Below are 23,564 nucleotides of genomic sequence, written 5' to 3' on the forward strand. Positions count from 1 at the left end.
GCCGCGTCAATGCGGCATCTCTTCGAACTGCGGCAGGTTGAGAGGCGTGTTCCAGGCCAGACGGCGCTTGGTGAACATCTCGAGCTTCGGTGCGACCAGGTCGGGCCGGTCCAGGCTTCCCAATTGCACGAAGACCGTCTTGGGGAAACTGTCGAGGTTCGACGTGAATATCCGAGCGCCGCATTCGGGGCAGAAATTCCGATCCAGGCCCTTGCCGGAGTTCGCTATGTAGTGAAAGGCCTTCGGCTTGCCGCTGAGGATCGTGAAGTCGTCCTCCGGCACTGCGAAGAACGTCGCCATCTCGCCGCCCGAGGCGCGCTTGCAGTCGTTGCAATGGCAATTGGCAATGAAGCTCGGGTCGGTGTCGAACTCGAACTTGATGGCGCCACAGGCGCATTGAGCTGTGTATTTCTTGGCCATTGGTTGCCTCGGGATGATCGGGACAGCGGCGCAGCCATATTGGCTGGCAGGAGAGGCGCACGCAACAGCGCATGCCGCGCGGCGGCTCGTCTCAGATGCAGAGGCCGAGCAGCTTGACGTGGCAGCTGCTCGATTTGGGCTTGGACTCGGATTTGGGCTTGCTCGCGGGCGCGACCTCGCGTTTCACGGCAACGACGGGCTCTTTGTCTTTCTTCTTGCCCTTGCCCTTCGGCTCGTAATCGCCGGCGATCACCATCGCCCAATAAGTGCGCTTGCCGCTGGCGTTCCTGGCGCTGGCGATGCCGACGCGGGAGGCGTTGTGCAGCAGCAGGTTCTTGCGATGGCCGGACGAGTCGATCCACTGTCCGAGCGTCTTCTCGAAATTGTCGTAGCCGTAGGCGATGTTCTCGGCGGCGCGGCCCGCACCGGCCGGCGCGACGCGGCGGTTGAACGGTCCGAGGGCGTCATGGCTGAGATCGTCCTTCGCCGCCATCGCCTTCGCCTGGTCCAGGGCGATGCGGTCCAGGGTGGCGTCGCGGACGACGCGGACTTCACCGTGCTTGAGTCGGAAGCTGGAGATCAACTCGGCCGGAGAGTCGGCCATGGCGGGCGTGCCCGCCAGCAGCAGTAGGCCGGCGATCACTCCGCCAACCACACGACGCATCATCGTCCCCCGAATGCCCATGATCCCGCCACGCCCGAATGATCCGACCGCTTCTCTATCGTCAATGTGGACGCTTCAAGGCGCTAGCTTGCCGGCAGATCCGCTTCGAAGTTGAAGCGGTCGCGCAGGTTTTTCCGCTGTTCCAGGATGTCCTTGAGGAAGGCGCGGTCCTGGTCGTTCTTCATCAACGGCTCGATCAGGTCGAGCTGGTTCATGGCAACCAGTTGCAGGATCTCGGTGCGCGGCTTGCCGCTGGTGTCGCGCGGCAGCGCGTGCACGACCTGAATGTGCTCCGGGGGCTTCGGCCCCTTCGCGGCCGTCAGCTCGTTCCGCAACTGGCCTTCGAGCGCGGCCTGATCCGCCTCGACGAACGCATAGAGACCGACGCCGGAGCGGCGGTCGGCAAACGCGACGATGGCGGTGTCGCGCACGGCCGGATTCTTGCGGATCAATGCCGTCAGCACCGGCGCATCATTGACCAGCCGGCGGCCGCCGCCTTCGCGGTCGGTGAAGTTGAACAGGCCGCGCGTGATGGCGCGATAGACCTTCTTGCCGGTGGCGAGCCACAGGCTCGCGGCAAAGGACTTCTTCGCGAGAATCTTTCGCTCGCGCGGGGTCAGCGCCTCGGGCGCATAGGAGCGCTTATGCTTGAGCAGATGTCGAAGATCTTCATAGGCGAGGATGCGATAGAGCCGGCCGCGTCGGTCAAAGCAGGCCGCAAGCTGGAAGTCGGTCACATAGGCGCGGCCATCACGGCCCACCAGCCAGTTCTGCTCCTTGGCAAGATCGTTGTGGCAGATCCCGGCACGGCGCAGCCGGCGCAGTGCCGCCTTGGCGGAACGGAAATAGGCGAGGTCGCCGTGCGGCTTTGCCAGATGCAATGCGGCGCCGTCGACGAAGCCGCGCACCAGCGCCCGCTGTCCCGCCCAGAGCAGCTCGGGGCCGATATCGAGGCCCTTGGCGCGCGCCAGAGCGTGCTTCTCGCGCGCGAACAGATGACGCGCCAGCAGGAATGACCACCACGGCACTTCGTCGAGCCGGCGCAGCACGGCGTCGACCTCGCCGCCGTCGCCGCGGAAGCGGCCGCGCTCGACGGTCGAGAACACGTCGCGCTTGAGCAGCACGCCCTCGGTCCAGCGCGCCGAGAGCGCCGCGGCGTCGTCTTTGGGGAGGCTCATCTTGGACTCACGCGGCGGCGGCGATGCGCAGGTGATCGGCGATCCAGCGATCGAGATCGGCGAGCGCCCGCGCGCTCATCGCCTGCTTCTTGGCCACCGTCTTCTCGTTGCCGCGCAGGCGCGTGCCGTCGGGCTTCTTGGTCGGCACGGTCGCGAGCGGCGGGAACAGGCCGAAATTGATGTTCATCGGTTGGAACGAGCGCGTGCCCGGTTCGATGGTCTCGATATGGCCGCCGGTGATGTGGCCGAGCAGCGATCCGAGCGCGGTGGTGCCTGGCGGGCTGACCAGCGTCTCGCCGCGCGCATCCGCGGCCGCATAGAGACCGGCGATCAGGCCGACGCTGGCGGATTCCACATAGCCCTCGCAGCCCGTCATCTGGCCGGCAAAGCGCAGCCGTGGCTGCGCGCGCAGGCGCAACTGACTGTCGAGCAGCTTTGGCGAGTTCAGGAAGGTGTTGCGATGTAGACCGCCGAGGCGGGCGAATTCGGCGTTCTCCAGCCCCGGAATGGTGCGGAAGATGCGCTGCTGCTCGCCGTATTTCAGCTTCGTCTGGAAGCCGACGATGTTGTAGAGCGTGCCGAGCTTGTTGTCCTGGCGCAGCTGCACGATGGCATAGGCCTTCGTGGTGGGATCATGCGGGTTGGTGAGACCGACCGGCTTCATCGGGCCGTGACGCAGCGTCTCGGGGCCGCGCTCCGCCATCACCTCGATCGGCAGGCAGCCGTCGAAATAGGGCGTGTTGGTCTCCCATTCCTTGAACTGGGTCTTCTCGCCCGCGATCAGCGCGGCGACGAAGCCGTCATACTGCTCCTTGGTCATGGGGCAATTGATGTAGTCGGCGCCGGTGCCGCCAGGGCCGACCTTGTCGTAGCGCGACTGGAACCAGGCGATCGACATGTCGATGGATTCGCGGTGGACGATCGGCGCGATCGCATCGAAGAAGGCGAGCGCGTTCTCGTCGGTCAGCTCGCGGATGGCCTCGGCCAGCGGCGCGGAGGTGAGGGGTCCGGTGGCAACGATCACGTTGCTCCAATCGGCCGGCGGCAGGCCTGACACCTCGCCGCGGGCGATCTCGATCAGGGGATGGTCGTTGAGGGCCTTGGTGACGGCGGCGGAAAAGCCGTCGCGATCGACCGCCAGCGCCCCGCCGGCGGGCACCTGGTTGGCATCGGCGGCGCGCATGATCAGCGAACCAAGCCGGCGCATCTCCGCATGCAGGAGACCGACAGCGTTGTTGGCGGCGTCGTCCGAGCGGAACGAATTGGAGCAGACGAGCTCGGCGAGCCCGTCGGTGCGATGTGCCTCGGTCATGCGGTCCGGCCGCATCTCGTGCAGCACCACGGGCACGCCGGCTTTCGCCACCTGCCAGGCGGCTTCAGAGCCGGCGAGACCGGCGCCGATCACGTGCACGGGTTTGGATAGGGAGGCTGTCATGGGGCGGACAGGTAGCGCTTTTCGGCGGAGAGTGGAATCGCCGAGATCGAGTTTTCTGCCACCAGATACGACAACGCCCGCACGAGGCGGGCGCTATCGGTCCGTTCCGGTGAGGGCTGAGCGATATCAGCCCTGATACTGACCGGCGGCAACGCGCGGGATGTCCGAGCGATCAAGGCCGATATCGGCCAGTTCGCGATCGCTGAGCTGGGACAGCTCGGCAACATTGCGCTGATAGTCCCGGAAGGCCTGGATCATGCGGATGAGCGAGAGCAGCATAGGTAGTCTCCTGTAGTTCGATTCAGCCCTTAGTCGGCCTCATCGTTGAAATGAATATAGAAGAGAGTATTGCAGTGCGGAAGTTCCGATGTTGCGACGCAGCTAAGCGAGCAGCGCATAACGAAGGTAACGGACGATTAACCGGAGGGCGCTCCCGCCTAAAACCTAGCCAGAGGCGTTCGGAGGGAGCTACAAATACCCGTAACATCACGGACTTAGGGGTGATCTTTTGATCTGGATCATCGCGGAAATATGCTGCCCCGGGGCCGAGCGGAAGCGGACAAAACAGCGACTGGACCCAACTCTCGCCTGCGTGAGTCGCATAGGTAAAATCGTCTATAAATGAATATTAATTCAGTTTATGGGGTCGATCGACGCGTGAAAATTCGATTTTCGTGAGATGACGCGCACGGGCCCTCGGCGAGCCAGTGCGTAGAGGGATGGCGCGCGGGGTGTCTGCGGGGCGTTCAGGCCGATGCGCTTAAGGCGCGCGTGCGAGCTGCGTGGCGAAATAGGCGACGGTCTTGGAATAAACCTCGCTCTTGTTCCACTGCTTGAGCACCTCGAAATTCGGGCTGCCCGGCTGCCAATCCTTGCCCTTCTGCCAGCCATAGCCGGCGAGATAATTGGCGGTGGAGGCGAGCACGTCGGGCGCGTTGTGCAAGAGGTCGCGCTTGCCGTTGCCGTCGAAATCGACGGCGTATTTCATCCAGGACGACGGCATGAACTGGGTCTGGCCGAGCTCGCCGGCCCAGGCGCCCTTCATCTCGGCTGGCGCGAGATCGCCGCGCTGGACGATGCGCAGCGCATCCATCAGCTCGGCGCGAAACTGCTCGGCGCGCCGGCAGTCATAGGCCAGCGTTGCCAGCGAGCGGATCGTGGCGAACTTGCCGGTGTTGACGCCGAAATCCGTTTCCAGGCCCCAGATCGCGACCAGGACCTCGCCGGGAACGCCGTAAGTCTGCTCGATGCGCGACAGCACCGAGCCGTACTGCTTCATCCTGTTGGAGCCACGCTCGAGGCGCGGCGGCACCATGCGACCGGAAAACTCCTCGAAGGTCTGGCTGAAGACCTTTTGCGAGCGGTCGCGGTTCAGCACGCTCTGATCCAGCGTCACGCCGGCGAGACCCGATGCGATGGCCTGTTGTGAGATGCCCTTGGCCGCAGCGTCGGTTTTGAACTCCGCAAGCCAGGCATCGAAATTACCCGAGCCGCAGGCGACGGCGGCGAGCGCCGGCTGGGCGGACAGGATGGATGCGGAGAGGGCGAAGGCTGCGAGAGCGAGACGAGAAATCGTCGAGGTCATTCGAGTCAATGAATTCCGTGAAGCGATCTGCCGGCGGCGCGCAATCTCGGTCGGAACCGCGGCCAAAGCAAGGCGTGAGACAGGGCGCGATCCTGCCCGAGGCCGGGCAGGATCGCATGTCACGATATCGTCAGGCATCCGTCCTGTTTCGCCAGGGGAAGAGGTTGGCCGGGAAGTCGGCCGCCGGCTTGCGCGGACGAGGCGGCGGGGGCGGCACCGGGCGTGCGCCGGGCTCCGAGACGATCACCTTGCGATAGAGATGCCAGGTGGCATGGCCGAGCAGGGGGATCACCACGGCAAGGCCGAGGAAGGCCGGAAGGGTGCCGAGCGCGAGCAGCACCGCGACGATCAGGCCCCAGGCTGCCATCGGCACCGGGTTCCTCGCGACGACGCGCAGTGAGGTGCTCATCGCCTCGAACGCGCCGGCATGACGGTCCAGCATCAGCGGGAACGACACGGCACTGAGGCAGAGCGCGGCGAGCGCGAACAGGAAGCCGACGCCGCAGCCGACCACGATCAGCCACCAGCCTTGCTGCGTCGTCAGCACGCGGGTCATGAAGTCCGAGATGCCGCTTGCGCCCTCATAGCCGAACGCCGCGACGTAGATCGCCTGCGCAGTTGCAACCCAGGTCACGAACAGAGCGAGCAGCAGGGTGCCGAGGCCGAGCATCGCCCCGAACGAAGGCGAGCGAAGCACCTCCATGGCATCCCAGGCACTGGCTTCCTCATAGCGCTCGCGCCGGCTGGACAGCTCGTAGAGACCCAGCGCCGCGAAGGGGCCAATCAACGCGAAGCCGGCGGCCAGCGGAAACAGCAGCGGCAGCACCGAATAGCCCATCACCACGCGGGCGAGCACGAGGCCGAGCACCGGATAGATCACGCAGAGGATGATGGCGTGGCTCGGAACGGCCTTGAAATCGTCCCAGCCGCGTCGGAGCGCATCGTGCAGATCGGAGAGTTGGATGGTTCGGATCACCGGTCCGGCCGCATCTCCGGTCCGGCCCATCGTGGGGACATTGCCCTGGTAGAGTGTGGCCATGATCGCTAGCTCCCTTGCCGAGCGGCCGAATCCACGCCGGCAAACGGCGCGAGCGGCCGCCATTCTTGAGTTTCGCGAGTCCGACCAGACGCGAATTCCGGAAGGCATCGCGAGCTGAACGCAAAGCGTACGCCTATTTCCGAGTCCTGTCCCTCACGCTTGGGTGAAATTCGATGCCGCAGCGCAACTTTCGGCGGCGTCATTCGGTCGTCATTTCGCCGCAGATAAGCTGATGCTGCGTGTCGGTTCGCAGAACTTCGCGGGCGCAACGCAGTGACTTGGTCTATAAGTGCCACTCAAGGCCCTTCCAACGGATCCTTTTCGGGGAGCAGATATGAGCATTTTCGGTAAAATCATGAGCGCGATCTTCGGTAGCCAGCCGGCTTCCGCCGCGCCCGCCGGTGGCGCAGCTTCACCGGCCGGAGCCGCGCCGGGGGCGTCGGCGCCGGCTGCCGCGCCCATGGCAGCGGTCGACGTTGCCGCGATCGTCGACAAGGCGGTGGCCGCGCACAAGGGCGAGAAGCTCGAATGGCGGACCTCGATCGTCGACCTGATGAAGGCGCTCGACATCGATTCCAGCCTTGCCGCGCGCAAGGACCTCGCCAAGGAGCTCGGCTATACCGGCGACATGAACGACTCCGCCAGCATGAACGTCTGGCTGCACAAGCAGGTGATGTCCAAGCTCGCCGCCAATGGCGGCAAGCTGCCGCCCGAGATCAAGCACTGACCGCAAGCACTGACCGGACACCGGTCGTGCCGGAAGGGCCCGCGATCTCGCGGGCCCTTTTGCTTTCAGGCGACGAGATCCGCGTCCTCCGGATGCCTGTCGAGATAGTCGACGACGAAGCCGCAGCCGGCGATCACCTTCCTGCCGTCGCGCCGGATCAGATCCAGCGCGCCCTTGACCAGCTCGGACGCGATGCCGCGGCCGCGCAACGCCCGCGGCGTCTCGGTATGGGTGATGATGACCGCCGTCGGGGTCAGCCGGTAATTGGCGAAGGCGATGTCGTCGCCGACATCGAGCTCGAAGCGGCTCCTGTCCTTGTTGTCCCGTACCGATGCGGCCATGCAAGATCCTTCCGACGTGCTGCTTTACCCTGATCTAGGCGTCTGAACCGGCCCTTGCCAAGGTGCGACCAAGGATGGTTGTCGCAGGGGAGATATCCGTAAAATGCGTGTCCGGTTCAGTCTCATGGTCGTGCTTGCCACGCTCACCGTGACGGCGCCGGCTGCGGCCGAAGGCGGCCCGGCCTGGGATGCCTGCGTGGGGCTGACCAGCACGCCGGACCAGCGGGTCAAGGCCTGCTCCACCGTGATCGACACCAAGAGTGAGAGCGGCCGCAGGCTCGCCGGGGCCTATTGCAACCGCGGCCATGGTCTTACCGAGAAGCGCGAGCTCGACGCCGCGCTGTCCGATCTCGACGAAGCGATCAGGCTCGCTCCGGATTATGCCTGCCCCCACAACAATCGCGGCCGCGTCTATTCGTTCAAGCGCGACTACGACCGCGCCATTGCCGATTACGACCAGGCCATCAAGCTCGATCCTTCGTTGGCGCTGGCCTACAACAATCGTGGCGAGTCCCGCTTCAACAAGGGCGACCTCGACGGCGCCCTGACCGATTTCGATGCGGCGATCAAGCGCAACCCGAATTCCGCCATGGCCTATGGCAATCGCGGTCTCGTCTATTACCGCAAGCACGACACCGCATATGCGCTCGCCGACTATACGATGCGGATCAAGCTTGCGCCCGATCTGCTCGCCTATATCGACCGCGGCAACGTCTACCGGGACACCGAGCAGCTCGACCGTGCCGCTGCGGACTATGGCGAGGCCATCCGCCTCGCGCCGACCGACGCGCGCGGCTGGCGCAATCGCGGCATGATCCGCCTCTTCCAGGGTGACAACAAGGGCGGTGTTTCCGATTACGACAAGGCGTTGCAATACGATCCCACGGACGCGTTCTCGTGGAATAATCGCGGGCAGGCCCGTTTGCGGCTTGGCGACAAGCAGGGCGCGATCGTCGATTTTCGGAAGGCGCTGGAGTTGAAGCCCGGCCTGGCGAGCGCGCACGACTCGCTGCGGAAGCTCGGAGCGCTATAGCCGCGGTGCGGTAGGAAAGTTATGACCCGCGAACAGCGCGCGGCCGTCGAAATAATCCGTCATCCTGCTCTTGCGCAGCCGCCGGCGGTTCCCACGTCTTTTGCAGGACATACGTCCGAATGCGGCCGGCAGGGTCGCGAGACATTCGGAAGTCGTGATCGCCAGCCGCCGACGTGTGCCTCTGTCATAGGAGGGTACGATGTCGGACTTTGGTTTTTTGAATACTCATCGAACGTGGGAAGACTGGTGCGGGATGCTGCTGGGCGCGGTGATCGTGGCCTCGCCATGGTTTCCCGTGCAGGATCCGGCGATTGCCGGACATCAGACGGTGATCCTGAACACGGTGGCAATCGGTCTGGTCGTCTTTGGCATCAGCCAGCTCGAATACGTTGCCTTGCAGCGCTGGCAGGAGGTGACGACGATCCTGATCGGACTGTGGCTCATCGCCTCGCCCTACGTCATGGGCTATTCCGGTGACGGCTTTCTCCGCGTCTATCACACGGGCCTCGGCGCCGTGCTCGTGCTGCTCGGCGTACTGCAGCTGTGGCAGGACTGGGACCTGACTGACCAGGACATGCTCAAGCACGGACAATAGCCGTAGATGTCGGCGAGCCCGCCGGCCGCAGGCGGCGGGCCCGTGTCCCTATCTCGCCACGAGATCCTGATAGTCCGCGTGCTTCTCGATCCACGCCTTCACGAACGGACATTGCGGGATCACCTTCAATCCGGCCGTGCGGACCTGGTCGAGCGCGCCTTGCACCAGCTTCGAGCCGACACCCTTGCCGCCGAGCTCTTTCGGCACGTCGGTGTGCTCGAAGGTGATCACATTGCCGTCGCGCTTGTAATGCTCAGTCGCAAGGTGGCCTTCGACCTCGAGCTCGAAGCGGTGATCGGCCTTGTTGTCGATGATTGCGCTCATGTCGTCTCCGCTCGGCTCTGCGGCGAGGCCGTCAGCATCTTGGGGATCGCCAGTCCTCGTGCGCGAAGTCGTAACGCGCGATCAGGTCGATGGGTTTCCATTGTAACTGCAGTTCGATTCAGTCGGCCGCTTTGGCGAGCCTGGAATCTTCGGGCTGCCGCTGTGGGCGCAAGCAGCCCTGGCAGATGACCAGGGAGCGGTTGACCCTTTCATCCTGCTCGGCCTCGCTGCCGTCCTGCGCCTGCCACCATTCCTTCGAAGGCGGCTGAAGCTCGGCCTGCGACCCGTCGCGCTCGGATCGAGCCGCGGCGCGTGTTGGTTGCGAGACTGCATGCGGCCGATTGGGATCCTCGCCGGCGCCGTCCCAGGCATAACGCGCAGGCTTGAAGGCAGGATCGGGCGCCAGGCGCGCTTGAGGACCCACGGCACATCCGGCGAGCGCCAGCGACAACAGGAGGAGGGCGGGCGCTTTGACCATGATGGAACACTCTGTACGCGAGGACTGAGCGAGGGTGCGCCGATCATGTTTAAAATTTCCTGAACGGTTGCGCTTCCGCCGGCGACCAACGCCCATGCGCCATCTGATGCTTCTGCTTGCCCTGATCGCCTCCGCCGCGCGCGCCGAGGATGCCAAGCCGTTCAATCCGTCCGACTATCCGCCCGGCGTGCAGACGGCGCTGCGTTACGCCAACGAGGAATGTACCAGCCAGGACGGCGGCGAGGTGACTTTCGCGCGCGATACGGTGCGCAGGATCGACCTCACCGGCGACGGCCGCGACGACTACATCGTCGATTTCAGCGCGACCAAATGCGGGGACCGCGAGACCACTTATTGCGGAACCGGCGGCTGCGTCATGAAGATCCTGGTGACGCTGCCGGATGGCGGCGTGCGCGAGGTGTTCGACGGCTACGTCCTCCGCTACAGGGTCATGGCCCCGCCGGTGAAGCGCGGCGCCGCTCGCAGCATCCGCTTCGATTTGCATGGCAGCTTTTGCGGCGGCTTTGGTCCACAGGCCTGCATCAAGCAGAAGGTGATTTCGGCAACGCCGTTTGTGTTCAAGCAGCCGTAGGGCTGGTGTGCGGCCGGCGGCCTTGCGGGGGCGCGGGTGATGGCGATAAATGGGCTGCAATGAGCGGGTAGCCCAAGCGCCGTCCGCCCTCGAAGAGGAAGCCCGATGCCGCCCCTGCGCATGTCCCGCCGCGTCATGAATCTCGCTTACATGCTGACCCAGAATGCGCGGCGGCACGGTGCGCGTCCCGGCTTTGTCTGGGGTGACAGGTCCTGGACCTGGCGGCAGATCGATGCACAGGTCTCGGCGTTGGCCGCGGCGCTCGCTGCACGCGGCATCGCCAAGGGCGACCGCATCCTCGTTCATTCCAAGAACAGCGACGAGATGTTCTTCTCGATGTTCGCTTCATTCCGGCTCGGTGCAGTCTGGGTGCCCACCAATTTCCGCCTGATGCCGGATGAGGTCACCTATCTCGCAGAAGCCTCCGGGGCGAAGGCGTTTCTGTGCCACGTCGATTTCCCCGAGCATGCCGCGGCGGTGAAGGGCGGCGCGCTCGAGTTCACCTGGAGCCTCGACGGCAAGGGCACCTTCGGCGAGACCTCGGTTGCGGAGGCCATCGCGGCGCGCGCCGGCGAGGTGGTCGAGAACGTCGCCGTCGAGCACGACGATCCCTGCTGGTTCTTCTTCACCTCGGGCACGACTGGCCGTTCCAAGGCCGCCGTCTTGACCCATGGCCAGATGGGTTTCGTCGTCACCAACCATCTTGCCGATCTCACCCCTGGCGTCACCGAGCACGATGCCTCGCTGGTGGTGGCACCGCTGTCGCATGGCGCCGGCGTGCATCAGCTGGTGCAGACCGCGCGCGGCGTCTGCACCGTCCTGCTGCCGACCGAGAAGTTCGAGATCGACGAGGCGTTCCGCCTGATCGAGAAGCATCGGGTCGCCAATCTCTTCACGGTGCCGACGATTTTGAAGATGATGGTCGAGCATCCCGCCGCCGACAAATACGATCATTCCTCGCTGCGTCACGTGATCTATGCCGGTGCGCCGATGTACCGCGAGGACCAGAAGACCGCGCTGAAGAAGCTCGGCAAGGTCATCGTGCAGTATTTCGGCTTGGGCGAAGTCACCGGCAACATCACCGTGCTGCCGGCGGCGCTGCACGACTCTGAGGATAGTCCGCATGCCAGGATCGGCACCTGCGGCTTCGAACGCACCGCCATGCAGGTCTCGATCCAGGACGACGAGGGTCGCGAGCTCGCGGCGGGCCAAAGCGGCGAGATCTGCGTGATCGGGCCTGCCGTGCTCGCCGGCTATTACGACAATCCCGAAGCCAATGCGAAGGCGTTCCGCAACGGCTGGTTTCGCACCGGCGATCTCGGCCACATGGATGAGGAGGGCTTTGTCTACATCACGGGCCGCGCCTCCGACATGTACATCTCCGGCGGCTCCAACATCTATCCGCGCGAGATCGAGGAGAAGATCCTGACGCATCCCGCGATCGGCGAGGTCGCGGTGCTCGGCGTGCCCGATGCGACCTGGGGCGAGGTCGGCGTTGCCGTCTGCGTCGCGCGCGAGGGCGAGAAGCAGGTGAGCGAAGCGGAGATGGCCGCGTTTCTCTCGCCAAAAGTGCCGCGCTACAAGATGCCGAAGCGGTTCTTCTTCTGGGAGGCCTTGCCGAAATCCGGCTATGGCAAGGTGCCGAAACGCATGGTGCGCGACGAGCTCGAGGCCCGCGGCCTGCTCGATCTCGACAAGACGAAGGCAGGCTGAGCGCAGGCCATGCGGAGCATCAAGCAGCCGGGCGCGCCCGTCGCAGAACGCATCCAATGGGTGGAGGCGAGGGGGCGCGCCTTCTCGTTCACGCTTCAGGCCGGTGTCCCGCTGTTGGAGGCCGCGCGGCGCGGCTTTGCGGCCGAAGGTTTTACGAGCGGCGTCCTCAGCTTCCGGCACGGCGTGCTCGGGCCGTTCGCCTATGTCATGCCGGCACTGTCGAAGACCGGCGAGAACGCGGCGTTCTATAGCGACACCTATCGGCCGGATGGGACGACGCACACGAAGCTCGGCAGCCTCACGCTCGGCACGCGCGACGGCGCACCGTTCTTTCATTGCCATGGGCTGTGGGCGGAGGCGGACGGCAAGGCCGGCGGTGGCCACATGCTGCCGGACGAGACTGTCGTTGCCGATGCGTTCGAGGTCGAGGCCTTCGGCATCGACGGCGCGATGTTCACCGCCGAGCCTGATCCCGAGACCAATTTCAAGCTGTTCGGGCCGGTGCCCGCTGAGCGCACGGGCGCGCGCACGACAAGCCGCGCATTCGCGCTGCGGCTGCGGCCGAACCAGGACTTTGCGTCCTGCCTCGAAGAGTTCTGCCGCGCGCAGGGCATCGCGCAGGCGAAGATCCATGGCGGCGTCGGCTCGACCATCGGCGCGCACTTCACGCACGGCGGGGCGACGGAGCCGTTCGCAACCGAGCTTGCGGTGACGGCCGGGACGATCGCGCCCGGGGTCTCCGGCGCGCTCGAAGCTGTGCTCGACGTCGCGCTGGTCGACTACACCGGCGGCCTGGCGGAGGGGCGCCTGGTCCGCGGCGACAATCCGGTGCTGATGACGATGGAGCTGGTGCTGGAGGTGCTGGATTAGGCTCAAGCCGGGGATTTCGCCAGCGTAGCCTGCCGGTTGCAGGGACTTTATGTTCCCGATATGTTCTTTTTTGGGTGTCTGTAGCAGAACGGGCGGAGAGACGGATTATGAGCCGGAGAGGGCATCGCACCATCAACCTGCCGGCGCCGTATCTGAAGCGGGTCTGGCTGGACCCATCGCGGGTGGGGGATCGCGAGGCCTATCCGTTTTGCCTTCCCATCTTGCCAGATGATTTCGAGCTCAATTTCGACACGGCCATCACGATCATCGTTGGAGAGAACGGCACCGGGAAGTCGACGATCCTCGAGGGCATCGCAGCGCTTGCCGGCTACGACGATGCCGGGGGCGGGAAGGGCTACATGCCGGTCGACCACTCCGAGGCGCGCGAGAGGATGGGTGGCCAACTCGCCAAGGCGCTGCGCGCGAGCTGGCTGCCGAAGATCACCAACGGCTGGTTTTTTCGCGCCGAGAGTTTTTTCTCGGTAGCGCGGTATCTCGACAAGGCCGCGCGCGATGCCGGTCAGGTCGGCCCCGATTTCCTGTCGCATTCCCACGGTGAAGGCTTCCTGCGCTTCTTCGAGGAGCGCTGTCAGCGCCAGGGCATCTTCATCTTCGACGAGCCGGAATCGGCGCTGTCGCCGGCGCGGCAGATTGAGTTCTTGAAGCTGTTGCGGCGCATGGAGGAGTCCCGGATCTGCCAGGTCGTCATGGCGACGCACGCGCCGATGCTGATGGCCTATCCCAACGCGCGGCTGCTGCGGCTCGGGAAATGCGGCCTTGAGCCGGTGACGCTGGAGGAGACGGATCATTATCGCTTGATGCGCGAATTCTGTGACGACCCGCACGGCTTCGTGGAGGCGACGCTGGGGGAGTAGGTGAGAGTCTTTGACGGTAGTTCTCTCCGCGGTCATTGGGAGGAGCCCTTGCGGCGAAGCAATCCAGAGTCTTTCCGCGGCGGCAGTCTGGATTGCTTCGCTGCGCTGTAATGACGGAGTGGAAGGCAATAGCGCACCCGGGGCACGAGAGCGGAATTCATCTTCGTATTCGATTCTCAATTGCGCGCGCCGTCCCGTTCTCGCGGCCCTTCGTGCCCGAGCTTTGCGGTCGTTGTTGCCCTCAAAAGTGCCGAGGGCGCAGGGAAGGCCGGGTGCCGGCTGGCACCCGCGGTCCACTGTGCGAAGCGTGCGCTTAAGGAAGCTGCACAGCGGCATACAGGTGAAGCCAAACATCCGGCCTTCCCTGCACAGTGGGTTCACGGCTTATGTCGTGCTCTCCTCGGGGAGCGTTGCACTATTGCCCCCGTCACCTTGCGGCTGATCGATGTGCGCACCGGTTGGCCGCTGCATCACCGCAAAACTTGACGCCAGAACCCCGGGCGCCAGGACCACACGATTTTGCCGTACGCGAGCCTGCACCTGTCGTATGCGCGCGTTGCCTGCTCACGGTGTGACCCGCCCTGCAAACCGACTGCGCGCGACGCGGCCCGCGTCCACCACCTCCCATCCCGCGTTCGTGACGATCGCGATCCGCCCCTCGGCCCGGGTTGAGGTGGCCAAAACATGCTACATTTCCGAATTCGCGTAAAGCGAATTGTTTTTGGCTGGAAGCATTGACCTCCCCGTGGGGTGTTTTGTCCGACGGGCAGCGCAACAGGTGGTGGGGGTGTGCCGCGCCCCGCCGCAACGGCGCCACGAACCGGTCTCCCCTCGGCCCCAAAATGCGCTAGGATGACCGCAGCGCGCAGTCGAAGTCGCGCATGATCAACGGGACGTATGAGGAAACGAGAATGAGGGTGACGATTGGACGGCGCACGGCCGTGGCTGCGGCGCTGGCTGTCATGGGGGCGGCAGGCTTGACGGCAACCTTTGGCCCGGCCTGGGCCCACGGGCCGACCCGGCAGAAGGTGCGGGAATCCATCGAGATCAATGCGCCGCAAGACAAGGTCTGGGCCGCGATCCGCAATTTCCAGGACATGAGCTGGCTTCCGCCAGTTACCAAGACCACGGGCGAAAAAGGCAACGAGGTCGGCGCGACGCGGACGCTGACTCTGCAAGGCGGCGCGACGGTCGAGGAGGAGCTCTACAAATACGAGCCCGACATGCTGAGCTATTCGTACCGGATCACCAAGGTCGACGTGAAGGTGCTGCCGGTGACCAATTATTCCTCGACCTTGACGGTGTCGCCGGCTTCCGACGGCAAGTCGAAGCTGGAATGGGCCGGCGCGTTCTACCGCGGCTTTCCCAACAACGATCCGCCGCCGGAACTCAACGATGAAGCCGCCAAGTCCGCGGTCAGCGGGCTCTACAAGACCGGGCTCGAGGCGTTGAAGAAGAAGATCGAGAGCGGCAGCTGACCGTGCGCATTCTGGTCCTGGCGGCGCTTGCCGGCGGCCTTTGCCGTGCCAGCCTCGGCAGCGCAGCTGCCGAGGAGGCGTTCGTCACCAACCAGCTCAGCGACGATCTGATGGTCGTGGATCTCGCCTCCGCACGCGCGGTGGCAACCATTCCCATCGGCGGCAAGCCGGCGGGCGTGGCGGTCAGCGCGGACGGGCGCTTTGCCTATGTCACAAGCCCCGACGCCAAGGCGGTGACGGTGGTGGACGCCGCGACGCGCCAAGTGGCAGGCCGGATCGAGGTCGGCGGCGGACCGCTTGGCATTGCGGTCGCCCCCGATGGCAAGACCGTCTATGTCGCGGACTGGTATGCGGCGGCGGTGCGGGTGATCGATACGGCCTCGCGCAGCATCGCCGCCAGCATCGCGGTCGGCGCCTCGCCATCGGGCCTTGCAGTGACGCCTGACGGCATGCTGCTGCTCTCGGCGGACCGCGACGACGACAGCGTCTCGGTCGTCGATACCGCAACACGCCAGCGCAAGGCGACGATCAAGGTCGGCACCCGTCCGTTCGGCGTCACCATCGATGCCGAGGGCAAGCGCGCCTACACCGCTAATGTCGGCTCCGACGACGTCTCCGTGATCGACATTGCCGAAGGTCGCGAGATCGGCCGTGTGAAGGTCGGCATGCGCCCCTATGCGGTGGCGCTGACGCAAGGCCGCGGCTTTGTCACGGACCAATATGGCGGCACCGTCAGCGTGTTCGACCTTGCGAGCCTGAAGCCGGTCAAGCGCATCAATGTCGGCGACTACCCCGAAGGGATTGCCGCGACCGCCGACGGCAAGCGCGTCATCGTCGCGTGCTGGGAAAGCAACACGCTAGGCATCATCGACGCGACCGAGTTGAAGGTGCTCGGCGAGATCAAGACCGGCGACGGCCCAAGGGCGTTCGGCGCGTTCCTGCGCAGGACGGAGTAGGGGATCGCGTAGGGCAGAAAAGCGAAGCGTAAGCCGCCATGATGCATCGATGATGAATCGGCGGATTACGCTTCGCTAATCCGCTCTACGCTTGCTGAAGACATCATCAGGCCGGCGTGGTGTTGAGAACCTCCCACAGCGCCATCGGTGCACCGGCCCAATGCCAGAACGAATAGCTGGGATAATCCCGGTCCTTGCAGAGCTGGATGAAGATGGTCGCGCGCTCCGCGCAAGCCTGGGCCGATGCGCAGCCGCCACCATCCCCGACATAACCCGCGCCGACGGGAGCGAAGGGAATTGTGAGATGCGCATTGCCGTTGACCGCGCGATCGATGCGCGATGCCACGCTCGGACTGGAGCCGTAGTAAGTCTGCGGGAAGTTGAAATCGGCGTGCCGGGCGATCTCGGTGAATCTCGGAAGCCAGCCGGTGATATTCTGCGGAATGTCATTGCTCGACATTCCCAGAGACTTTTGCAACGCGTCGGCGGCCTGCCGCATCGCGGTGCCATAGGCTCTCGCCTCGTTGATGCCGCCGTGAAAGAATTCTGCGCCGCCCTCGGCATCCATGATCATGCCGTCGAGCTGAAACCGCTGTGCGAGAGTCCTGAACGTTTCGGCCTCGTCCTGCGCGGCCTGCGTCGTTGGGCAGTGCGGGACTTGCCAGCCCCAGACCTGCACATTGTTGTCATGGGCCCGGGTGACGAGATTGGTCATCGTGGCCGCCATGGCGCCGGTCACGTTCCGATATGGCGAAGCTCCATCGGCGACTTTGACCCAAATCGCCGAGAGCTTGGCACGGCGCGCTTTCTCGATGAGTTTGTTGACGCCACCTTCGGCTGCGAGAACGGGTTCGAGCTTCCAAATATACATGCTTCGGCTTCGAGACATGCCAAGGCTCCCTAAAATGATTGCGAGATATAAAGGTTGCAATCTGAGCAGGCGCCCGCCAAAAATCAATCTCTAATTTTGTCACGACCAGGTGTACGCATAGATTGTGCGTGTCCCCTGATCAGCCGGCTATCGGACCGCAGCGACCGTGGACCGCGCTTTGCGCATTCGCTGAATTAGCCCATTCTGCGATGGCGATCGCGGCACACCACTTCGGAAATGTCATCCATTCGCTCGAACATGTGGTCGGGCTCGTTAGCGCGCAGCGCCGCCGGCGCAGCATAACCCCAGCCCACCGCACCGCAGGCAATTCCCACGGTTCGCGCCGCCTCGATGTCGCGGACCTCGTCGCCGATCGCGATCACCTGGCCCGGCTCGACGCCCGCGCGCCGGATCACCCGGCGGAATTTCGCGGGCTTGCCGAACAGCGATGCCGCGCAGTCGAAATGCGAAAATAGCACCGCGGCTTCCCCGAGCTTCTCGCGCGCATTGGCCTCGCTGTCGGACGTCACCAGCGCGAGCTGCACGCCGTTCTCTGTCAGCGTCCGCAGCATCGTCTCGACGCCGGCGAACAGTGCGATCTCGGAAGCAGCTTCCGCCTTCAGCCGCCGCGCATGCCGCGCGATCGCCGGCAGCTTCCAGAGCGGCACCTCGAGGCGGGCGAGGATCTCGCGCGTCGAGGCATGCCGCAGGTCCTCGACGTCCTCATCGGCGACACGGCGAAAATTGAAGCGATCGGCGATGTCGTTGATGACGCGCAGGAACCACGGGAAGCTGTCGGCCAGCGTGCCGTCGAGGTCGAAGATGGCGAGGGCGTAGGGCATGGCGGAGGGAGAAGTGCGGGCGTCGCGCCCGCTGGCGAGGCGCTGACAAATGCTATCGGAGATGCTATGTTACCTTCGAGAGGTGGCAGATGTCGGAGCTACTGGCAAGGATTACCGTCGATCCGCAGCGTATGCATGGACGCCCCTGCATTCGCGATCTGCGCATGACGGTCGCCGACGTCTTGGGACTGCTCTCCGCGGGACAGTCGCGCGAGAGCATCTTGGAAGATTATCCGTATTTGGAAGAAGCCGATACCGACGCGTCTCTCGCCTATGCCGCCCGTCAGGTCGATCACCCGATCATAGCGGCGAAATAGCTTGCCTTACCTGGTCGATGCTCAGCTTCCACCAGCACTGGCGGAGGCCATGCGTCGCGCTGGATACGATGCGGCCCATGTTGCCGAGTTCGGGATGGCAAACGCGACCGATGGCGCGATCTGGGATGAAGCCGTTGCAAGATCGGCCGTTCTCGTCACCAAGAATCGCGATTTCTCGCTTCTCCGTGCCGCAAAGCGGCAGGGGCCTATCGTGCTTTGGGTGCGTGTGGGCAACATCGACAATCGCGCGCTGATCCGTCAGCGTGTGAGCGCCATGCCGCGAATCGCCGAAGCCGTCGCGCGGGGTGAAGCGGTCATTGAATTCGTCGGCCAGTAGACTAATGAGCGCTCACCGCAACTTGCGTACGTCAACATTGATGTCGATATCGATGTTCTTGACGCAAGCCTGAGTGCTCCGATGCGAGCTGCCCTCGTGCCAGCGGCCGTCGCGCGCCCGGGCGTTGCTGACATTGGCCAGCTTCAGGCATCGCCATTGTGGCAGCGGTCCGCTGCTTTCGCCGGCGAACTGCCAGGCCAGCGCGGCTTCCTCACCGGCCTTGTTGGTGCCGATGATGTGCGGACATAGCTCGCGATGGCGGCCCTCGTAGACACAGGTCACCTGCTGCTCGGCGAGGATCGCGTTGCGGAAGAGCGCGTAGGTTCGGCTCGGCATGGAGAATTTTCCCGGCAGCTTGAGCCGGCCGCTCGAGCGGGTGGCGCTACTCCGCCGCCTCGCTCGTGCTCCGCCGCTTCGGCTTGCGCGCCTTCTTCAGCACCGGCTCCAGGAATTTTCCGGTATAGCTCCGCGGCGCCTTCGCGATGTCCTCCGGCGGGCCCCAGGCGACGATCTCGCCGCCGCCGTCGCCGCCTTCGGGGCCGAGGTCGATGACCCAGTCGGCGGTTTTGATGACTTCGAGATTGTGCTCGATGACGACGACCGTGTTGCCCTGAGCGACCAGCTCATGCAGCACCTCCAGCAGCTTCTTGACGTCGTGGAAGTGCAGGCCGGTGGTCGGCTCATCGAGGATGTAGAGCGTGCGGCCGGTCGCGCGCTTTGACAGCTCCTTGGCGAGCTTGACGCGCTGGGCTTCGCCGCCCGACAAGGTCGTCGCCTGCTGGCCGACATGGATGTAGTCGAGGCCCACGCGGTGCAGGGTCTGGAAGGTTTCGCGCACGCGCGGCACCGCCTTGAAGAATTCGGCGGCTTCCTCGACGGTCATGTCGAGCACGTCGGCGATGCTCTTGCCCTTGAACAGGACTTCGAGCGTCTCGCGGTTGTAGCGCTTGCCTTTGCAGACGTCGCAGGTGACGTAGACGTCGGGCAAAAAGTGCATCTCGATCTTGATGACGCCGTCGCCCTGGCAGGCCTCGCAGCGGCCGCCCTTGACGTTGAAGGAGAAGCGGCCGGGCTCATAGCCGCGCGCCTTGGACTCGGGCAGGCCGGCAAACCATTCGCGGATCGGCGTGAAGGCGCCGGTGTAGGTCGCGGGGTTCGAGCGCGGCGTGCGGCCGATCGGCGACTGGTCGATGTCGATGATCTTGTCGATGTGCTCGAGGCCCTCGATGCGATCGTGCGGGGCGGCGCCCTCGCTGGCATTGTTCAGCTTGCGGGCGATGGCGCGGTACAGCGTGTCGATCAACAGCGTCGACTTGCCGCCGCCGGAGACGCCGGTGACGCAGGTGAACAGGCCGAGCGGGATTTCGGCGGTGACGTTCTTGAGGTTATTGCCGCGCGCGTTGACCACCTTGATGGTGCGGCGATGGTTCGGCGGGCGCCGCTCCGGCACCTCGACCTCGAGCTCGCCGGTCAGGTACTTGCCGGTCAGCGATTTCGGGTTGCGCATGATCTCGGCGGGCGTGCCCTCGGCGACAATGTGGCCGCCATGCATGCCGGCGCCGGGGCCGATGTCGAGCACGTAGTCGGCGAGGCGAATGGCGTCCTCATCATGCTCGACTACGACCACGGTGTTGCCGAGGTCGCGCAGCCTCTTGAGGGTGTCGAGCAGGCGAGCGTTGTCGCGCTGGTGCAAGCCGATCGAGGGCTCGTCCAGCACATAGAGCACGCCCGTCAGGCCCGAGCCGATCTGCGAGGCCAAACGGATGCGCTGGCTCTCGCCGCCGGACAGCGTGCCGGAGGAGCGGGATAAAGTGAGGTAGTTGAGACCGACGTCGAGCAGGAAGGTGAGGCGCTCGCGGATCTCCTTCAGGATGCGGCCGGCGATCTCGTTCTGCTGCGCGTTGAGCGCGTCGGGCACGGTCTCGAACCATTCGCCGGCCTTCTTGACCGACAGCTCCGAGATCTCGCCGATATGCTTGGCTCCGATCTTGACGCAGAGCGCCTCGGGCTTGAGCCGGAAACCCTTGCATCCCTCGCAGGGCACGTCGTGGAAGTATTTCGCCAGCTCCTCGCGCGCCCACTCGCTTTCGGTTTCGCGGTAGCGGCGGTTGATGTTGGTGATGACGCCCTCGAACGGCTTCTTGGTGTCGTAGGAGCGCACCCCGTCCTCATAGGAGAACTTGATCTCGTCCTCGCCGGAGCCGTGCAGGATCGCATTCTGCGTCTTCTTGGGCAGGTCCTTCCACTTGGTGGTCAGCGTGAACTTGTAGTGCTTGCCGAGCGCGGTCAGGGTCTGGATGTAATAGGGCGAGGACGATTTGGCCCAGGGCGCGATCGCGCCCTTGCCGATGGCGAGCTCCTTGTCGGGAATGACGAGGTCCTCGTCGACATGCTGCTCGACGCCGAGGCCGCCGCAGGCCGGGCAGGCGCCATAGGGATTGTTGAAGGAGAACAGTCTGGGCTCGACCTCTGGAATCGTGAAGCCGGAGACCGGGCAGGCGAACTTTTCCGAGAACAGCATGCGCTCGGGCCCGCTCTTGTCGTGGATCTTGGCGGTCTTCTTTTTCTCTTCGGTGGGAGCCGCCGTTGGGGCGTCGGCGAACTCGACGACGGCAAGGCCCTCGGCGAGCTTCAGCGCGGTCTCAAAGCTCTCGGCGAGGCGCTGGCCGATGTCGGCGCGCACCACGATGCGGTCGACGACGACGTCGATGTCGTGCGGGAATTTCTTGTCCAGCGTCGGCGCTTCCGCAAGCTCATGGAAGGTGCCGTCGATCTTGACGCGCTGAAAACCCTTCTTGAGCCATTCGGCGAGCTCCTTGCGGTACTCGCCCTTGCGGCCGCGCACGACGGGCGCGAGCAGATAGAGGCGGGTGCCCTCGGGCAGCGCCAGCACGCGGTCGACCATCTGCGAGACGGTCTGGCTCTCGATCGGCAGGCCGGTGGCCGGCGAATAGGGCACGCCGACGCGCGCCCACAGCAGGCGCATATAGTCGTAGATCTCGGTGACGGTGCCGACGGTCGAGCGCGGGTTTTTCGATGTCGTCTTCTGCTCGATCGAGATCGCGGGCGACAGGCCGTCGATCTGGTCGACGTCGGGCTTCTGCATCATCTCTAGGAATTGGCGCGCATAGGCCGAGAGCGATTCGACGTAGCGGCGCTGGCCCTCGGCGTAGATGGTGTCGAAGGCGAGTGAGGATTTGCCGGAGCCGGAGAGGCCGGTGAACACCACCAGCTTGTCGCGGGGAATCTCGACATCGATGTTCTTGAGGTTGTGCTCGCGCGCGCCACGGATCGTAATTGCGCGCAGGCTGGAGCCCACGTTCTGTTGTTGGCGCTTCGCCTTGATCACTTCATCCATCCCGCTGGTCCTCAAGGAATCCAAAGACGCGCGATCGCGCCAATGATGAAGGCGCGCTTCGCCCGGAACCGGGATCGGCGCCGATGGGGTTATCAGCGAACGTAGGAAGAACGCGCGCGGATTTCCAGAGGGAGTTGCGAATCGTCAACGGAATGTTGGCGCGCTGGCGGCATCTGGCAGCAGGCGGGCGCGGAACTGTAGAACGCGGCAGGCGAACGAGCGGGCAAACAACGAGCAAGGGCAAACAAAAAGGCCGGCACAAGGCCGGCCTTTCGTAGCGCGGGTAGCGTTTAAGTCGAAGCTCAGTACTTGGCGACGACCGGGGCGCCGAAGTGATAGTTCACGCCGACCTGCACGGTGTGGAAGTTGAGCGTGCCGGTGGGCAGGGCGCCCGAGAAGTAGGTCTCGCCGCCGAGGCTGCGATAGAGGTACTCGCCCTTGACGGTCCAGTTCGGAGCGAAGAACGCTTCGACGCCCGCACCGACGGTCCAGCCGGAGTGGAACTTGCTGTCGGAGATGGTCACGCCGAGAGCGCTGGCGCTCAGCTTGTTGTCGATCCAGGCATAGCCACCCGTGCCGTAGAACAGCACGTTGTTGACGGCCCAGCCGATACGGCCGCGAACGGTGCCCATCGCATCCGTCTTCGAGCTCAGGGTCGCCGTGGCAACACCGAAGCCGGGGACGAGGACCGGACCGGTGACCGACGCGCTGACGTCAGCCCACGCAGCATCGGCCTCGAGGCCGAACACGACGTTGCCGGTCTGCCAGTTGTAGCCGGCGGTGCCGCCGACGAAGCCGCCCTTCATCTTCGGGTCGCCCGAAGCGTTTTCCCAAGCGCCGCCACCAACGACACCGAGATAGAAGCCGGTCCAGTTGTAGACCGAAGCCATCGGAGCGACCGGAGCCTTGGTGTAGGGGCGCGCCGCGAGATCAGCAGCCGAAGCGGGGGCCGCCAGAGCGAACAAACAGGCCGAAGCCAACAAAACCTTTTTCATTTTCAACTAATCCCAGTCCCAGTTTCTGTTGTTGCCTTCCGCGGACGGAAGGGCAGCGGACTCAACGGCCCAACTGATGCCGTGCTTACACCACTGAAGCCGCAAGTTGTGTATCCGAAAAGCCACAGTGGTCGGAAAGGTGATGGTTACTGACTTATTTAACCCCTGAATCCCGCCCCGCCTGAAGAGGAGGGCGCGAGCTAGATCGTTAAATCATCCAAGGATATCAGATAGATATCCGTGCTTGACGAGTGGTGGGCCGCCCGGGGTCATTCAGGCTGATCATGCCGATGTCGCAATTCCGGCGATGCGCTTAGAACGTGTGAGGCTCCAGGCAGAGCGGCCGGGAGGTTCCCTAGCCGGTGAAAGTCAGAGTGCGTGTGGCGCTCTGTTCGGTCCCGGCCAGAAAGAACAAATCTGGAACGTGGCGAAGGTCGGTGCTATATGTGGGGATAACCTTGGGGGTGGTGGGCTGAGCGGCGCCCGCAAGCGTATAGGGTCGCCTCAACAGGGCGCAGAGGAACGCGGGCAGCGCGCTCGG

26 protein-coding genes are annotated in these 23,564 nt (G+C 64.5%); 11 read left to right on the forward strand and 15 right to left on the reverse strand.

What is annotated here, in order from left to right:
• Positions 1–6: 6 nt before the first annotated feature.
• The 7 genes from ML401_RS16320 to ML401_RS16350 form a co-directional block, all read right to left on the reverse strand.
• Complete coding sequence (locus ML401_RS16320; protein ID WP_259208602.1) at positions 7–420, reverse strand: GFA family protein; 414 nt, start codon at positions 418–420, stop codon at positions 7–9.
• Positions 421–511: 91 nt separating this feature from the next.
• Complete coding sequence (locus tag ML401_RS16325) at positions 512–1,084, reverse strand: CAP domain-containing protein (RefSeq protein WP_259208605.1); 573 nt, start codon at positions 1,082–1,084, stop codon at positions 512–514.
• A gap of 83 nt (positions 1,085–1,167) precedes the next feature.
• The gene (locus ML401_RS16330) at positions 1,168–2,262 is read right to left on the reverse strand and encodes a serine/threonine protein kinase (protein WP_211416918.1); all 1,095 of its coding nucleotides are present in this window, start codon (positions 2,260–2,262) and stop codon (positions 1,168–1,170) included.
• A gap of 7 nt (positions 2,263–2,269) precedes the next feature.
• A complete protein-coding gene (trmFO, locus tag ML401_RS16335; protein WP_285812459.1) occupies positions 2,270–3,697 on the reverse strand; it encodes a methylenetetrahydrofolate--tRNA-(uracil(54)-C(5))-methyltransferase (FADH(2)-oxidizing) TrmFO in 1,428 nt (475 codons plus the stop codon).
• A gap of 126 nt (positions 3,698–3,823) precedes the next feature.
• The gene (locus tag ML401_RS16340; protein ID WP_007590701.1) at positions 3,824–3,976 is read right to left on the reverse strand and encodes a DUF1127 domain-containing protein; all 153 of its coding nucleotides are present in this window, start codon (positions 3,974–3,976) and stop codon (positions 3,824–3,826) included.
• 481 nt (positions 3,977–4,457) lie between these two features.
• The gene (locus ML401_RS16345; protein WP_211416920.1) at positions 4,458–5,282 is read right to left on the reverse strand and encodes a lytic transglycosylase domain-containing protein; all 825 of its coding nucleotides are present in this window, start codon (positions 5,280–5,282) and stop codon (positions 4,458–4,460) included.
• A 130-nt stretch (positions 5,283–5,412) separates the two neighbouring features.
• A complete protein-coding gene (locus ML401_RS16350) occupies positions 5,413–6,321 on the reverse strand; it encodes a DUF2189 domain-containing protein (protein WP_212068584.1) in 909 nt (302 codons plus the stop codon).
• A gap of 334 nt (positions 6,322–6,655) precedes the next feature.
• On the opposite strand from ML401_RS16350, the gene ML401_RS16355 reads away from it, so the two are divergent.
• Positions 6,656–7,048 carry a DUF3597 domain-containing protein gene (locus tag ML401_RS16355; RefSeq protein ID WP_211416922.1) on the forward strand — a complete coding sequence of 131 codons (393 nt, stop codon included), beginning with the start codon at positions 6,656–6,658 and terminating at the stop codon, positions 7,046–7,048.
• A 65-nt stretch (positions 7,049–7,113) separates the two neighbouring features.
• Here ML401_RS16355 and ML401_RS16360 read toward each other — a convergent pair whose 3' ends face one another.
• Positions 7,114–7,389, reverse strand: coding sequence for a GNAT family N-acetyltransferase (locus tag ML401_RS16360; protein ID WP_211416923.1), 276 nt, complete (start codon positions 7,387–7,389; stop codon positions 7,114–7,116).
• 103 nt (positions 7,390–7,492) lie between these two features.
• On the opposite strand from ML401_RS16360, the gene ML401_RS16365 reads away from it, so the two are divergent.
• On the forward strand, positions 7,493–8,422 hold the full coding sequence (locus ML401_RS16365; RefSeq protein WP_285812461.1) for a tetratricopeptide repeat protein: 930 nt from the start codon (positions 7,493–7,495) through the stop codon (positions 8,420–8,422).
• 199 nt (positions 8,423–8,621) lie between these two features.
• The gene (locus ML401_RS16370; protein ID WP_285812462.1) at positions 8,622–9,017 is read left to right on the forward strand and encodes an SPW repeat protein; all 396 of its coding nucleotides are present in this window, start codon (positions 8,622–8,624) and stop codon (positions 9,015–9,017) included.
• Positions 9,018–9,065: 48 nt separating this feature from the next.
• Here ML401_RS16370 and ML401_RS16375 read toward each other — a convergent pair whose 3' ends face one another.
• Together ML401_RS16375 and ML401_RS16380 are read right to left on the reverse strand one after the other, a co-directional pair.
• Entirely contained in the window at positions 9,066–9,341 is a 276-nt protein-coding gene (locus tag ML401_RS16375; RefSeq protein ID WP_194408005.1) for a GNAT family N-acetyltransferase, read from the reverse strand.
• A gap of 118 nt (positions 9,342–9,459) precedes the next feature.
• A complete protein-coding gene (locus tag ML401_RS16380) occupies positions 9,460–9,819 on the reverse strand; it encodes a hypothetical protein (RefSeq protein WP_211416926.1) in 360 nt (119 codons plus the stop codon).
• A 94-nt stretch (positions 9,820–9,913) separates the two neighbouring features.
• Here ML401_RS16380 and ML401_RS16385 point away from each other — a divergent pair, with 94 nt between their 5' ends.
• From ML401_RS16385 to ML401_RS16410, 6 genes are all read left to right on the forward strand, one after another.
• Entirely contained in the window at positions 9,914–10,411 is a 498-nt protein-coding gene (locus ML401_RS16385; RefSeq protein WP_285812463.1) for a hypothetical protein, read from the forward strand.
• A gap of 105 nt (positions 10,412–10,516) precedes the next feature.
• On the forward strand, positions 10,517–12,124 hold the full coding sequence (locus tag ML401_RS16390; RefSeq protein ID WP_285812464.1) for an acyl-CoA synthetase: 1,608 nt from the start codon (positions 10,517–10,519) through the stop codon (positions 12,122–12,124).
• Positions 12,125–12,133: 9 nt separating this feature from the next.
• A complete protein-coding gene (locus ML401_RS16395; RefSeq protein WP_211416929.1) occupies positions 12,134–12,994 on the forward strand; it encodes a PCC domain-containing protein in 861 nt (286 codons plus the stop codon).
• A gap of 107 nt (positions 12,995–13,101) precedes the next feature.
• Positions 13,102–13,869 carry an AAA family ATPase gene (locus ML401_RS16400; protein WP_285812465.1) on the forward strand — a complete coding sequence of 256 codons (768 nt, stop codon included), beginning with the start codon at positions 13,102–13,104 and terminating at the stop codon, positions 13,867–13,869.
• Positions 13,870–14,780: 911 nt separating this feature from the next.
• Positions 14,781–15,347: an SRPBCC family protein gene (locus ML401_RS16405; RefSeq protein ID WP_211416931.1), complete on the forward strand. Its 567-nt coding sequence runs from the start codon at positions 14,781–14,783 to the stop codon at positions 15,345–15,347.
• A gap of 2 nt (positions 15,348–15,349) precedes the next feature.
• Positions 15,350–16,303 (forward strand): cytochrome D1 domain-containing protein, encoded by a 954-nt coding sequence (locus tag ML401_RS16410; protein ID WP_285812466.1) that lies wholly within the window; start codon positions 15,350–15,352, stop codon positions 16,301–16,303.
• Between the two features lie 106 nt (positions 16,304–16,409).
• On the opposite strand, the gene ML401_RS16415 is transcribed toward ML401_RS16410, so the two are convergent.
• Positions 16,410–17,261, reverse strand: a complete 852-nt coding sequence (locus ML401_RS16415; RefSeq protein ID WP_211416933.1) for a hypothetical protein — start codon at positions 17,259–17,261, stop codon at positions 16,410–16,412.
• Between the two features lie 107 nt (positions 17,262–17,368).
• Positions 17,369–18,016: an HAD family hydrolase gene (locus ML401_RS16420; protein WP_285812467.1), complete on the reverse strand. Its 648-nt coding sequence runs from the start codon at positions 18,014–18,016 to the stop codon at positions 17,369–17,371.
• An 89-nt stretch (positions 18,017–18,105) separates the two neighbouring features.
• Here ML401_RS16420 and ML401_RS16425 point away from each other — a divergent pair, with 89 nt between their 5' ends.
• Together ML401_RS16425 and ML401_RS16430 are read left to right on the forward strand one after the other, a co-directional pair.
• The gene (locus ML401_RS16425) at positions 18,106–18,333 is read left to right on the forward strand and encodes a DUF433 domain-containing protein (protein ID WP_285812468.1); all 228 of its coding nucleotides are present in this window, start codon (positions 18,106–18,108) and stop codon (positions 18,331–18,333) included.
• A gap of 1 nt (position 18,334) precedes the next feature.
• Positions 18,335–18,670 carry a DUF5615 family PIN-like protein gene (locus ML401_RS16430; RefSeq protein ID WP_212068596.1) on the forward strand — a complete coding sequence of 112 codons (336 nt, stop codon included), beginning with the start codon at positions 18,335–18,337 and terminating at the stop codon, positions 18,668–18,670.
• A 12-nt stretch (positions 18,671–18,682) separates the two neighbouring features.
• On the opposite strand, the gene ML401_RS16435 is transcribed toward ML401_RS16430, so the two are convergent.
• From ML401_RS16435 to ML401_RS16445, 3 genes are all read right to left on the reverse strand, one after another.
• Positions 18,683–19,006: a hypothetical protein gene (locus ML401_RS16435; RefSeq protein ID WP_285812469.1), complete on the reverse strand. Its 324-nt coding sequence runs from the start codon at positions 19,004–19,006 to the stop codon at positions 18,683–18,685.
• A 46-nt stretch (positions 19,007–19,052) separates the two neighbouring features.
• Positions 19,053–22,028, reverse strand: coding sequence for an excinuclease ABC subunit UvrA (gene uvrA / locus ML401_RS16440; protein ID WP_285812470.1), 2,976 nt, complete (start codon positions 22,026–22,028; stop codon positions 19,053–19,055).
• Between the two features lie 302 nt (positions 22,029–22,330).
• The gene (locus tag ML401_RS16445; protein WP_211416939.1) at positions 22,331–23,023 is read right to left on the reverse strand and encodes an outer membrane protein; all 693 of its coding nucleotides are present in this window, start codon (positions 23,021–23,023) and stop codon (positions 22,331–22,333) included.
• Positions 23,024–23,564 lie beyond the last annotated feature (541 nt).

Origin of the sequence: Bradyrhizobium sp. 62B (assembly GCF_030272265.2) — a bacterium.
Classification (GTDB): domain Bacteria; phylum Pseudomonadota; class Alphaproteobacteria; order Rhizobiales; family Xanthobacteraceae; genus Bradyrhizobium.